General features: G+C 47.9%; 10 protein-coding genes. 7 read left to right on the top strand and 3 right to left on the bottom strand.

Annotated features, from left to right (window positions below; translation table 11 throughout):
• The first annotated feature begins 373 nt into the window (after positions 1–373).
• The gene (locus tag Q0G26_RS07865) at positions 374–1,114 is read left to right on the top strand and encodes an Rpn family recombination-promoting nuclease/putative transposase (RefSeq protein WP_366517759.1); all 741 of its coding nucleotides are present in this window, start codon (positions 374–376) and stop codon (positions 1,112–1,114) included.
• A gap of 22 nt (positions 1,115–1,136) precedes the next feature.
• Positions 1,137–1,340, top strand: coding sequence for a hypothetical protein (locus tag Q0G26_RS07860; RefSeq protein ID WP_293829643.1), 204 nt, complete (start codon positions 1,137–1,139; stop codon positions 1,338–1,340).
• A 91-nt stretch (positions 1,341–1,431) separates the two neighbouring features.
• Here Q0G26_RS07860 and Q0G26_RS07855 read toward each other — a convergent pair whose 3' ends face one another.
• The 3 genes from Q0G26_RS07855 to Q0G26_RS07845 all read right to left on the bottom strand — a co-directional run bounded on the left by Q0G26_RS07855 (position 1,432) and on the right by Q0G26_RS07845 (position 5,353).
• On the bottom strand, positions 1,432–2,802 hold the full coding sequence (locus tag Q0G26_RS07855; protein ID WP_293829642.1) for an MmgE/PrpD family protein: 1,371 nt from the start codon (positions 2,800–2,802) through the stop codon (positions 1,432–1,434).
• 75 nt (positions 2,803–2,877) lie between these two features.
• Positions 2,878–3,768 carry a DMT family transporter gene (locus Q0G26_RS07850; RefSeq protein ID WP_293829641.1) on the bottom strand — a complete coding sequence of 297 codons (891 nt, stop codon included), beginning with the start codon at positions 3,766–3,768 and terminating at the stop codon, positions 2,878–2,880.
• Positions 3,769–3,895: 127 nt separating this feature from the next.
• A complete protein-coding gene (locus Q0G26_RS07845) occupies positions 3,896–5,353 on the bottom strand; it encodes a monomeric [FeFe] hydrogenase (protein ID WP_293829640.1) in 1,458 nt (485 codons plus the stop codon).
• Positions 5,354–5,943: 590 nt separating this feature from the next.
• On the opposite strand from Q0G26_RS07845, the gene Q0G26_RS07840 reads away from it, so the two are divergent.
• From Q0G26_RS07840 to Q0G26_RS07820, 5 genes are all read left to right on the top strand, one after another.
• On the top strand, positions 5,944–8,031 hold the full coding sequence (locus Q0G26_RS07840) for a glutamine synthetase III (protein WP_293829639.1): 2,088 nt from the start codon (positions 5,944–5,946) through the stop codon (positions 8,029–8,031).
• Between the two features lie 157 nt (positions 8,032–8,188).
• Positions 8,189–9,865, top strand: a complete 1,677-nt coding sequence (locus Q0G26_RS07835) for an ammonium transporter (protein ID WP_293829638.1) — start codon at positions 8,189–8,191, stop codon at positions 9,863–9,865.
• 197 nt (positions 9,866–10,062) lie between these two features.
• A complete protein-coding gene (locus Q0G26_RS07830; protein WP_293829637.1) occupies positions 10,063–10,560 on the top strand; it encodes an HD domain-containing protein in 498 nt (165 codons plus the stop codon).
• Positions 10,561–10,661: 101 nt separating this feature from the next.
• The gene (locus tag Q0G26_RS07825) at positions 10,662–11,090 is read left to right on the top strand and encodes a C-GCAxxG-C-C family (seleno)protein (protein ID WP_293829636.1); all 429 of its coding nucleotides are present in this window, start codon (positions 10,662–10,664) and stop codon (positions 11,088–11,090) included.
• 23 nt (positions 11,091–11,113) lie between these two features.
• On the top strand, positions 11,114–12,133 hold the full coding sequence (locus tag Q0G26_RS07820) for an asparaginase (protein WP_293829635.1): 1,020 nt from the start codon (positions 11,114–11,116) through the stop codon (positions 12,131–12,133).
• The last annotated feature ends 86 nt before the right edge of the window (positions 12,134–12,219 follow it).

Genomic DNA, 12,219 nt, shown 5'->3' with positions numbered 1-12,219 from the left:
CAAGTGAATAAGGTTCTGTAAACAGTAAAGGCGTTCTCCCACAGGGGAGAACGCCTTTTGTCGTAGGGAATATATCACTGAATACAATATGATTTTTTCTTTGACGAACTATTGTTTTCCAAGAGCTTATGTGCTATAATTACCTTAGTTGCATAGGTAGCCGCATTCTTGCGGAGCTTATGCCTGGTCATGCGGATCAGTGGCGCTTGTCGAGCTTTCGGCAAGCGCCTTTTTACATCTGGCTGCTTATATATTTTTGCCTTATTTTATGCTATAATCAAAAGAGGAAACATATGCAAAACCAAGTATCTAATCTTGACAAGCTCACTCTTTCCAACGATTTTCTCTTCAAGCACGTTATGCTCAGAAAGCGATCTGCAAGCATATTCTGGAAGAGCTTTTACACACAAAAATTGCAGATATCACCTATCTTGAAGCAGAACAGACACTTGATGTTTATCCCGACAGCCATGGTATTCGTTTGGATGTTAGAATTGCAGATGCTGCCAATACTCATTACAATTTGGAAATGCAGGTAAAGAATCCTGTTAATCGTGCTACAGGAAAATTTCTGTTGCCTAAGCGTACTCGCTACTATCAAGCTATGCTTGATACGGATATGCTGCAAAAAGGTCAGGATTATGACGAATTATCTCCTACGTATATAATTTTCTTCTGTCTGTTTGATTTTTTTCAGGATTCTCAGCGTATTTATACCTTTAAGAAGCGTTGTCTGGAAAACATGAATATTGAATTGGCAGATGAAGCAGTTATTATGTTTCTCAATACCTTGGGAACCAAAGGTGATGTGTCACCGGACATTCAAAGTCTGTTTGACTACATAAACAGCAATACTATTAACAGTAATTTTACACGTGAGGTTGCTGACACGATTGTAGAAATTAAAAATGACAAGAAAGTGAGGGATGCCTATATGACTTACGAAATGCGTATAAAGGATACTCTTGCCGAAGGTGAAGCTAAAGGTAGAGCTGAAGAAAAACTTGCTACTGCCAAGCGCTTTTTAGGCATGGGCTTATCTGTGCAAGATGTCGCTAAAGGTACTTCGCTTTCTGTTGAGCAGGTTGAAAAGATTAAGGCTGAATTAGAATGATAAGAAAGTGAGGGATTCCTATATGACTTACGAAATGCGTATGAAAGACCTGCGTGACGAAGCACATGCCGAAGGCAAAGCAGAAGGTCTCGCCGAAGGCAAGGCAGAAGAAAAGACTGCAACCGCAAAGCGTCTTTTAAGTATGGGATTATCTGTAGAGGATATTGCTAAGGCTACTTCATTTTCCGTTGAGCAGGTTGAAAAGATTAAGGCTGAACAAATTTAATAAGTTGCTGTAAGTAAAGGCGTTCTCCCGCAGGGGAGAACGCCTTTTGCAGTAAGAAATGCTATTGGAATACGTAATGCATCAGCATACTTTATACGTCCTTTAGACAGGCGTCCAGCGCTTGGGCAACGTCACTGCATTGCTCTAGGCTTGCCACCCAATGTTGTAAACGCAATGCCTTGGCTTCACCATAAACAGGTACGGCAAGGCTCATAAATTTAGCGCATAGCTCCTCCCAGGTCAGAGGGTTTTCCGGATCTCCCTTAGGATAATCAACCTGCATTGTCAGTGTTTGTCCGTTTTGCAGCTGGATTGCTACCTTGGAAGCCAGCTTGGAAGCATCTTCTGTGTGCAGCTGTTCCATAGCCTCATCACGGATAACCTCGATGCGCTGCATTAAATCCGTAAGCTCTTTGTTATGGATACATTCCTCGCTGAACTGCGCAATGCCGACCTCGCCGAACTTCAGCATGGCAGCGGAGCAATATTGAATACTGAATTTGCCGCCGTAGGGAGTTTGCGGCTGCGGATTATTGATCAGATAGTTCGTAATATCGTTGACGTAAAGCTTAATTTCAGCGATGTCTTCAGGCTGCAGAGAATGAGCCTTACGCAGCTCCTGAATGGCGTAAAGAGCGGCGTGAGCATGCTTGCAGCAGGCGTAGGGCTTGAAGGAGTTGATGTCGATTTTCAGCTTATCAGTGCTCATGTTTTCGGTAAGTTTTTCAAAATGCGGTTCTTTGACCATGGCACGGCAGAAGCCCTTTTCGCCTTCCAAAATCTCACTGGCGGCAGTAAAGCTCTTCTGAGACAGATAAGCGCTGAGGACACCGCTGTAGGAAGCCTTGCCTGTGTGCAGCGGCTTGCTCATGGCACCCTCTTTTAAAAACTCCCACAAGCCTGCAGCTTGGGTACCGGCGCTGCCGTAGCACATAAGTGTCTGTTGCGCGTCAAGTCCAAGGGCATTGGCGGCAGCAGCACCGGCGGCGATGGTGCCTGCGGTACCGGTAGTATGCCAGAAGAAGTAGGATTCCGGGATTACTGCTTCGCCTACGCGGCCGCTGGCCTCGTAGCCGGCGCAGATGGCAGCAATCAGCTGCTTGCCGCTTTTGTGCTCTGCCTCGCAGACAGCCAGTGCCGGTGAAACAACGACGCAAGCCGGGTGAATAATCGACGGGTTATGCAGATCATCGAAGTCCAGACTGTGGGAAGCAGCACTGTTGATAAAGGCGGCGTTCAGAGCGCTGGCCTTTTTGGCAGGAAGGCTGCCGAAAATATTCGCCTGTGGGGCATCCCCCTGCAGGATAACGTCATGGATAATACGCACCGGCTTTTCCTGTGAACCGCGGATAGCTATTCCCAGCCAGTCGAGCAGACATTTTTTAGCCATCTCGATACTATGGGCAGAAAGCTTTTCGTAGCACAATTCTGCGGTAAATTTTGCTAATGCTTTAGTTGTCATTGTAAATACCTGCCTTTGCTTTAATTTTAACTATTGCCATGGTATTCGCTGGACGCATCGTGAATACCTGCCTTCCTACTTTATTTTTTTCTTCGGCCTGTATTCCGAGATAAACAGACCGGTCATTGTCAGGATGGTGCCAAGTGCTACCAGCAGCGTAATTTTTTCCTGCAGGATAATCGCCGAGGTAATGACGGTGATAACGGGAACCATATAAATATAAACGCTGGCCTTGACTGCGCCCAGCTCCTTTACTGCCAGATTCCAGGTGACAAAGCAGAGGGCAGAAGCGCCTAGTCCCAGAAAGATAATGTTGAAAAGATAGGTAGTATTGGCGAAGCGCGCCAGGTTCAGTTCAAAATCCAGAAAACCGAGCGCTGGCAGCATAAAGAGAATGCCATAGAAAAAGGTTCTGCGAGTGGCGAGGACAACCGGATAACCGTAGCTGCTGATTTTTTTCGTCAGCAGCGCATAAAATGCCCACACGACGGCAGCCGAAATCGCCAGCAAATCACCCAGCGGATTGAACTGCATGGCTGCGCCGTTGAAGCTGATGCAGCCTATACCGATCATTACGATGAAAAAGCCGATGATGAACTGCTTGCTTAAGCTGCCGGCAGAACGCATAAAATAATGCGCCAGCAGCGCAGTAAAGAAAGGCGCGGTACTGCCGATTACGCCGACATTAGAGGCTTGCGTATAGGTCAGGGCGATGTTTTCCAAAAGGTAGTAGAGGCAGATGCCGCAGAGACCTGCGGCCATAAAAACAGGCTCCTGCTTTTTATCTGTTTTCAGCATTTTGGGATAGGCCAGCCAAAGGGCAGAAAAAGCCATGATAAAGCGGAAAAAAAGGATTTCCAGCGGCTGAAAGCCGGTAAGTAAAACCTTGGTAGAAATAAAGGTTGTGCCCCAGGTAACAATCGTAATGAGGGCAGCAAGGTGACCTATGTAGCGAGTGTTTTGCATTTGTTTGGGAATCTCCGTTCTTTTTAGTGCGCAGTAAAACGCACTCTATGATTTTAGCAGACTAAAATCCTGCTATTAACAAACTATCCCCTCTGCCGGTATGACAGAAGGGATAGGCTTTAAGTTTTTATTTTGTGTGCTTGTCTTCAGCAGCCTGCTTATTGGGGGCTGCTGAAGCATATTTCGTTAGGGCAACCTTCGTGATGTGGAAGTCGCCTACGGCAGCAGGACCGTCGATACAGCCGTTGGAGCAGGCCATGCCTTCGATATAGCTGCAGTCGAGCTTGCCTGCGGTAGCAGCCTTAACCGTATCACGGCATTTATCCAGTCCGGAGCAGTATTGTGCGTTATGCACCTCACCGCCCATAGCAGCAACCGTATCCTGCACGGCAGCACTTACTCCGGCAGTCAGCGGGAAGCTCAGGCCAAGCTTGGAGGCATCGCGTTCATAAGCAGTATCACCGCTCATTTCCGCAAATTTGATATCCTTGCCCTCCAGCATGCACATAATTTCTTCAAATGTCAGCACATAATTGATCGTTTCGCGGTGCTCGCGTGCTTCTACCTTTTTGGCAATGCAGGGGCCGATGAACACGGTAACGGCATAAGGATATTTTTGCTTAATCAACTCAGCGCAGGTAAGCATGGGGGAGGGAGTGTCGGAAATTTTGTCTGCAGCCTCCGGCACCTGCGTTTTAATCAGCTTAACAAAGGCAGGGCAGCAGGAGCTGGTCATAAAACCCTGCTTGGCAGGAACCTTCTCCAGATATTCCTCTGCCTCCTTAACGCTGGTGATATCGGCGCCAACGCCAACCTCTACGACCTCAGCGAAGCCTGCTTTCTGAAGTGCCTCGTAAATTTGTGACATAGTAATCTTTAAACCGTATTGGCCTACGATGGAAGGTGCCACAAGGGCGATAACCTGCTTGCCCTGCTGAATTTCGCGGATAACGCGGATAATATTGCTGCGCTCGTCGATAGCGCCGAAGGGGCAGGCGTTGCGGCAGGCACCACAGGAAACACATTTTTCGTGGTCAATGACAGCCTTGCGGTTTTCACCGATGCTGATGGCACCGATTGCGCAGGCGCGCACGCAGGGACGATGGATTTCGATAATCGCACCGTAGGGGCACATCTGCTTGCAGCGTCCGCATTCAATGCATTTGGTCTTATCGATAAAGGCACGGTCCTGAATAATGCTGATAGCCTTTTTCGGGCAGTTATTCATGCATTTGTGGGTGATGCAGTGACGGCACATATCTGTAACATAATAAGCATCAATCGGGCATTGGTCGCAGGCTGCGGGCAGCACGTCGATAATCGGTAAATCGGTGCGCTCAGGCTCGTTCAGCGTCAGCTTGGCAGCCTCGATGATATTGCTGGAGCACTCCTGGCCCAGCGCCATATCAATACGGTTTTTCAGTACGGCTCTTTCTTTATAAACACAGCAGCGGTAGCGCGGAGTGTCCTCGCGTACCTCCTGCAGAATATCGTAGACGTGGTCAGGCAGCTCGTTATTCCAGGTGTAGCGGGATAAATGCTCCAGTACCATGCGGCGCAGCTGCGCAACAGCGGTTAATTCCATAAGGGTACCTCCTTGGCAATTAGTTATCTTGCGTTTTGCATTGCATACTTTATACTGTACAATTCTTTACAGAACGCAAAAATCCTGCTGAGGTAGGAGATAAATCATGGTTGGCATAAGTCTGGTCATCTGTTTTGATATTTGAAATTCTATCAGATATAACTGAAACTTTTCGTGATTTTAGATTTTTATCAGTTATATCTGATAAAAATCTCTGCTGTTGTAGTCAAAAATAAGCATACCTTTTTAGTATACGCAGAAAAAAATTAAAAAATTTTCCTCTTACCCCCTTTACAAATTAAAATCCTAGTATTATAATAAGCGCATAAAGCAACGACGTGGTTGTTGGATTGAAAGATCCAAACTTCGTAGTTGCTTTTTCTTTTATATCAGCGGTGAGAATTATCCTCTTACCCATGATAAGTGCAACGAAGCACCGTAGCAGCGCAGGGCGCAGCTGACGGTGCTTTCTTATTTACAGAGCCAGAGAGAAGAAAATCTGTAAAGCACAAAAAACTGTATTTCAAATGAGGGGCTTACACTTCGTAAACCCAAGGAAATTCTCAGAGAGAAATTAGGGAGGTTTTACAATGAATGATGTACCGAAACTGTTTGGCAGCTTAGTTTTTAACGAAAGCGTTATGAAGGACCGTCTGCCGACTGCAACCTATAAGGCATATAAGGCAGCAGTGCTGGCAGGCACTCCGCTGAATCTGGAAATTGCTAATATCATTGCCAATGCTATGAAAGACTGGGCTCTGGAGCATGGCTGCACTCATTTCACCCATTGGTTCCAACCGATGACCGGTATTACTGCTGAAAAGCATGAAAGCTTCATTTCTCCTACTGCTGAAGGCCGTGTAATCATGGACTTCTCCGGCAAAGAGCTGATTCAGGGCGAGCCTGATGCTTCCAGCTTCCCGTCCGGCGGCTTACGTGCAACCTTCGAAGCTCGTGGCTATACAGCATGGGACCCGACCTCCTATGCATTTATCAAAGATAACTGCCTGTGCATTCCTACAGCCTTCTGCTCCTACACCGGCGAAGTGCTGGATAAAAAGACTCCGCTGCTGCGTTCTATGAATGCAGCCAGCAAAGCAGCCTGCAAGCTGCTGAAGCTGTTCGGCATTGATACTATCCGCGTCAACAGTACTGTTGGTCCGGAACAGGAATATTTCCTCGTAGATAAAAAAATGTGGGAAAAACGTAAAGACCTGGTTTACACCGGTCGTACCCTTTTCGGTGCGAAATCTCCGCGTGGGCAGGAGCTGGACGACCACTACTTCGGCATTATCAAACAAAGAGTTCTTTCCTTCATGAAGGATCTGGACGATGAGCTGTGGAAGCTGGGCGTACTTGCCAAAACCGAGCATAACGAGGTTGCTCCGGCACAGCACGAGCTGGCACCTATCTTCACCACTACAAACGTAGCATCTGACCATAACCAACTGATGATGGAATTCATGAAACGTGTTGCTCTGCGTCATGGTCTTGTTTGCCTGCTGCATGAAAAACCTTTTGATGGCGTAAACGGCAGCGGTAAGCATAACAACTGGTCCTTATCTACGGAAGAAGGCCTGAACCTGCTGGATCCCGGCAAGGAGCCGTACAAAAACATCCGCTTCCTGACCTTCCTGGCAGCAATCATCAAAGCAGTTGATGAATATCAGGATTTGCTGCGTGTATCTGTTGCCAGCGCCGGCAATGACCATCGTCTGGGCGCTAACGAAGCTCCTCCGGCTATCGTTTCCATGTTCCTTGGCACTGAGCTGACTGCAGTTCTTGAAGCTATTGCAGCAGACAAGGTTTACAACGGCAATCCGGAAAGCTACATCAAGGTAAGCGACGATACGATTCCTGCTCTGGTTAAGGATAACACCGACAGAAACAGAACCTCTCCGTTCGCCTTCACCGGCAATAAATTTGAATTCCGTATGCTGGGCAGCATGTTCTCCATCGCCGGCCCCAACATCGTACTGAACACCATCGTTGCCGAAGAGCTGGATGAATTTGCCGATAAGCTGGCAGATGCTCCTGACCTGGAAGCAGCAGTATATGATCTGGTTAAAGAAACCTACAAGGCTCATAAACGCATCGTCTTCAATGGCAACGGTTATACCGATGCCTGGGTTGATGAAGCTGCCAAACGTGGCCTGCTGAACCTCAAATCTACTCCGGAGGCTCTGCCGTATCTGGGACATGCCAAGAACATTGAGCTGTTCGAAAAACACAACATCTTTACCAAAGCTGAGGTTGAATCCCGTGTAGAAATCCTGCTGGAGAACTACAGCACCACGATTTCCATCGAAGCAGCAACCATGCTGGATATGTTCCACAAGGATATCCTCCCGGCAGTTACTGCTTATACCGAAGATTTGACTAAAGCAGTACTGGATAAAAAGGCTGCCGGCGTCAGCGCAGGCTTTGAAGGCGCACTTGCTGATAAGCTGAGCAAGCTAGGCGGCGAAATGTATGCATCCTCCCTGAAGCTGGAAGATGGCCTGAAGGAAGCAGCAGAAATCGGCGACAGCGAGAAACAGGCTCTGTACTATCACGATACCGTTCTTGAAGAAATGGGCAAGCTGAGAAGTGCTGTTGATGCTGCCGAAGCTTTGACCGGTGGTAAGTATCTCGACTATCCGACTTATGGTGAGTTGCTGTTTGGTGTAAATGAATAAATCAAACGATAAATAGGTATAAAATATAAATATAAAAACTCATACACAATGGGGTGTATCCGAAAAATCGGGTACGCCCCTTTTTCTTTAGCTAATGCCATGTGAGCGCTGCTCAATGACGCGTTAAAAAATATTATAATTTGAGGGGTGTTTACAAATGGACAAATATGTATCTGTCGATACTATATGGGTGCTGATAGGTGCCTTCCTGGTATTCTCTATGCAGCCGGGCTTTGCAATGGTTGAAACAGGCTTTACCAGAGCTAAAAATGCTGGCAACATCGTCATGAAGAACGTCATGGATATGTGCCTCGGTTCCATAGTTTTCTGGGTTCTGGGCTTTGGCCTGATGTTTGGTACCGATATCGGCGGCTTTATCGGAGCGCCGGACTTCTTTGTAAAAGGTGATTACGGTGCCAGCTATCCTAGCACAGCGTACTTCATCTTCCAGACTATGTTCTGTGCAACCGCAGCAACAATTGTTTCCGGTGCTATGGCAGAACGTACCAACTTCCTGGTATATTGCATTTACAGCGTGTTAATCAGCGCTATTATTTATCCGATCAGCGGTCACTGGATTTGGGGCGGCGGCTGGCTCGCACAGATGGGCTTCCATGATTTTGCTGGTTCCACTGCCGTTCATATGGTAGGCGGTGTTGCTTCTCTTGTCGGTGCCAAGATGATCGGCGCACGTATCGGCAAATACAATGCTGACGGTACAGTAAACGCTATTCCTGGTCACAGCATTCCGCTTGGTGCCTTGGGCGTTTTCCTCCTCTGGTTCGGTTGGTTCGGTTTCAACGGTGCTTCTACCGTTTGTGCAACCGGTGATGATGTTCTGGTTTCCATGGGTGCCATCTTCATTACTACCAACATGGCTGCAGCAGCTGCTGCTACCGCAACTATGATTTATACCTGGATTCGTTACGGCAAGCCTGATGTTTCCATGACACTGAACGGCGTGCTTGCAGGTCTGGTAGCAATTACCGCAGGCTGCGACATGGTAAGCCCGGCCGGCGCTTTAATCATCGGCCTGATTGCCGGTGTGCTGGTAGTCGCTGCTGTTGAATTCTTCGACCAAAAGCTGAAGATTGATGATCCTGTTGGTGCAATCTCTGTTCATGGTGTCTGCGGTGCCTTCGGTACTATCGCAACCGGCTTCTTCGCTCTTGACGGCGGCCTCTTCTATGGTGGCGGTACTGATTTCCTGGTAAAACAAATCCTCGGTGTTGTAGTTGTAGCAATCTATGTTGCAGTTACCATGACGATTATCTTTAAAGTTCTTGATAAGCTCTTTGGCCTGCGTGTTAAGGAATCTGAAGAAATTAAAGGTCTGGATATGGAAGAGCATGGTCTGCTCAGCAGCTATGCCGACTTTATGCAAACTCCGCTGGAGGCACAGACCTCTGTTACTACTACTTATGTTACTCCGGTCAAAGAAACTGCAGCTAAGCCTGCAGGCGCAGTAAAGATGAGCAAGGTTGTTATTATCACCTCGCAAAATCGTTTCGAAGCATTGAAAAATGCTTTGGATAAGCTGGGTATTACCGGCATGACTGTTACCAAGGTTCTGGGCTACGGCATCCAGAAGGGCTCCACGGAAATGTATCGTGGTGCTGAGGTTGCAGCTCACCTGCTGCCGAAGGTAAAGGTTGAAATGATTGTTTCCGCAATTCCTGTTGCAGCAGTAGTCAATGTTGCTAAGCAGGTTCTGTACACCGGCAAATACGGCGATGGCAAAATCTTCATCTATGATGTTGAAGACGTTGTTAAGATTCGTACCGGTGAAACAGGCTATGATGCTCTGCAGGATTATCCTATTGAGGAAAAATAATTTGCTTCTCCCTAATCAAACTCCCTAATAAAACAGGAAGGCGCTCGGTGTCTTGCGTAATGCAGGCTAAGAGCGCTTTTCTGTGTGTTGGGGGAGAATGCTTTTATAATATTATTATGGCGAAAAAACTTGCAAAACTGCATTGTTTAGGCCAAAATAAGATTGAATCGTATTTTAGTCGGATTGGAGTGAATGCTATGAATAAAAACGTTGCTTTATATAATGAGATGATAAAATTTTTTGCTGGAGATGCACGCCGCTGTCAGCATTTTATCAAGGTTGCCAGCCTGGCCAGGCAGCTGGCTGAGAGCGAGGGTGCGGATGCAGAGCTTACAGAGCTTGTGGAGGCGGCCGGTTTTGTGCATGACTGCGGTATTAAACCCGGCGAGGCTAAGTACGGTGCCGGTCACTGCACAGGCAAAATTCAGGAGCAGGAGGGACCTGCGGTAGCACGCGAGCTTTTGCAAAAGGTTGGCTATGCCCCTGAAAAAATTGAACGCATCTGCTATCTTGTCGGTCATCACCATACGTATAATATGATTGACGGTCTTGATTATCAGCTGCTTGTGGAAGCTGATTTTATAGTAAACTTTTATGAGGATGGTACGCCGAAGGAGAATATTGCCAAAACTGTGGAGCGGATTTTTAAAACCGAGAGTGGAACGAAGTTGGCTAAGACTATGTTCGGACTTTGATATACAATGCTGTGGCTTTTCGGTCACAGCATTTTTCTTGCTATTTTGCCTCATGCTTGCTAAAATAAACAAGATTAGGTTATTTTTTGGAGGGATAAGATATGAAAGAAATTTATGATTTAGCAGAGCAGTACCATAACGATGGCAATAACTGCGTAGAATCCGTAGTTAAGGCGTGTAACGAAGGCTTAGAGCTGGGCCTGCCGGATGTAGCAATCCGCATGGTGTCCGGTATGGGTGGCGGTATCGGCCGCAGCGGCTGCGTGTGCGGTGCGCTGAGCGGTTCCTGCCTGGTTATCAGCTCTATCGTTGGCAGATTGGATACGTCCGAAAAGCATCAGACGGAGGTCTATAAATATACGCATGAGTTCCATGAGCGTTTTACCAAGCATTTCGGTACTTCCTGCTGCAGAGCACTGAACCGCCTGAGCTTTGGCACACCGGAATACAGAACTAAATGCATTAAAATTACTGCCGAAGCGGCAGATATGGTATCTGATTATCTGCAGGAAAAGGGCCTGGTAAAATAAGCATTGGCGGTGAAGCTGAAGGATTGAAGGAGGTCAGGCTGATGGAAAAAACTGAGTTGAAGAACATTGTGATTTTAGCAACCGGCGGCACTATTGCCGGTAAGGCTGCTTCCGGTACCCAAATGACAGGCTATACTGCCGGGGCCTACAGCGTTGCCGATTTGCTGGCAGGTGTGCCTGAACTGGGCGAGCTGGCAAATATCAGCGGCGAGCAGCTGTGCAATATCGACAGCAGCAGTCTTACGGACGCGTTGCTGCTGCGCCTGGCGCAGCGCTGCAATGAGCTGCTGGCACAGGAGAATGTCGACGGCGTTGTTATTACCCATGGTACTGATACTATGGAAGAAACGGCCTTCTTTCTGAACCTGACGGTGAAGAGTGCTAAGCCGGTGGTGCTCGTGGGCGCGATGCGTCCTGCCACCGCAGTCAGTGCCGACGGACCTTTGAATATCATCAACGCTGTGAAGGCAGCAACAGACGTTGCCAGTGCCGGACAGGGCGTGCTGGTGATGATGAACGATGAAATCTACAGCGGCCGTGACGTGACCAAGACAAACACGGCGAATGTGGCAACGTTCAAAGCGCCGAACGGCGGTCCTTTGGGCTTCATCGTCGGCGGTGAGGTGCGTTACTACTACCGCAGTATGCGTCCGCACACTTTGCAGAGCGAATTTGATGTAAGCGGTGTTACTGCTTTGCCGCGCGTAGATATCATTTATACGCATATCGGTGAGGACCGCGTATTTGTGGATGCAGCATTAGCAGCAGGCGCGCGTGGTCTTATCTACGCCGGCAGTGGCATGGGCAGCATTCATGAGGCTGTGGAGGTGGCGCTGGCGGAGGCTGTCAGCCGCGGCGTTGTGGTTGTGCGTTCCAGCCGCACCGGCAGCGGTATTGTTGCCGCAGGCTTGGAGCGTTGGCAGGAGCAGGGCTTCCTGTATGCGGATAACCTGAATCCGCAAAAGGCACGCCTTTTGCTGCAGCTGGCGCTTTTGCGGATGCACGAGCGCAGCGAGGTGCAGGAGATTTTTAGCCGTTATTAAAAGATAAACGGTTCTATAATAAGTGTTGGGGTCTTGGTCTAAAATAAGATCGAGACTACCGGCACTTATTTTTTATTAAAGACAAA

This window comes from uncultured Phascolarctobacterium sp. (assembly GCF_934190775.1).
Taxonomy (GTDB): Bacteria; Bacillota; Negativicutes; order Acidaminococcales; family Acidaminococcaceae; genus Phascolarctobacterium_A.
The sequence above is the reverse complement of the archived record's forward strand: the minus strand, read 5'-3'. Positions and strand labels throughout refer to the sequence as shown.

Excerpts from the sequence above, each read along its gene's own strand:
- Q0G26_RS07840 (WP_293829639.1), top strand. The coding sequence starts at position 5,944 with ATGAATGATGTACCGAAACTGTTTGGCAGCTTAGTTTTTAACGAAAGC.
- Q0G26_RS07850 (WP_293829641.1), bottom strand. The coding sequence starts at position 3,768 with ATGCAAAACACTCGCTACATAGGTCACCTTGCTGCCCTCATTACGATT.
- Q0G26_RS07845 (WP_293829640.1), bottom strand. The coding sequence starts at position 5,353 with ATGGAATTAACCGCTGTTGCGCAGCTGCGCCGCATGGTACTGGAGCAT.
- Q0G26_RS07825 (WP_293829636.1), top strand. The coding sequence starts at position 10,662 with ATGAAAGAAATTTATGATTTAGCAGAGCAGTACCATAACGATGGCAAT.
- Q0G26_RS07830 (WP_293829637.1), top strand. The coding sequence starts at position 10,063 with ATGAATAAAAACGTTGCTTTATATAATGAGATGATAAAATTTTTTGCT.
- Q0G26_RS07855 (WP_293829642.1), bottom strand. The coding sequence starts at position 2,802 with ATGACAACTAAAGCATTAGCAAAATTTACCGCAGAATTGTGCTACGAA.
- Q0G26_RS07860 (WP_293829643.1), top strand. The coding sequence starts at position 1,137 with ATGACTTACGAAATGCGTATGAAAGACCTGCGTGACGAAGCACATGCC.
- Q0G26_RS07835 (WP_293829638.1), top strand. The coding sequence starts at position 8,189 with ATGGACAAATATGTATCTGTCGATACTATATGGGTGCTGATAGGTGCC.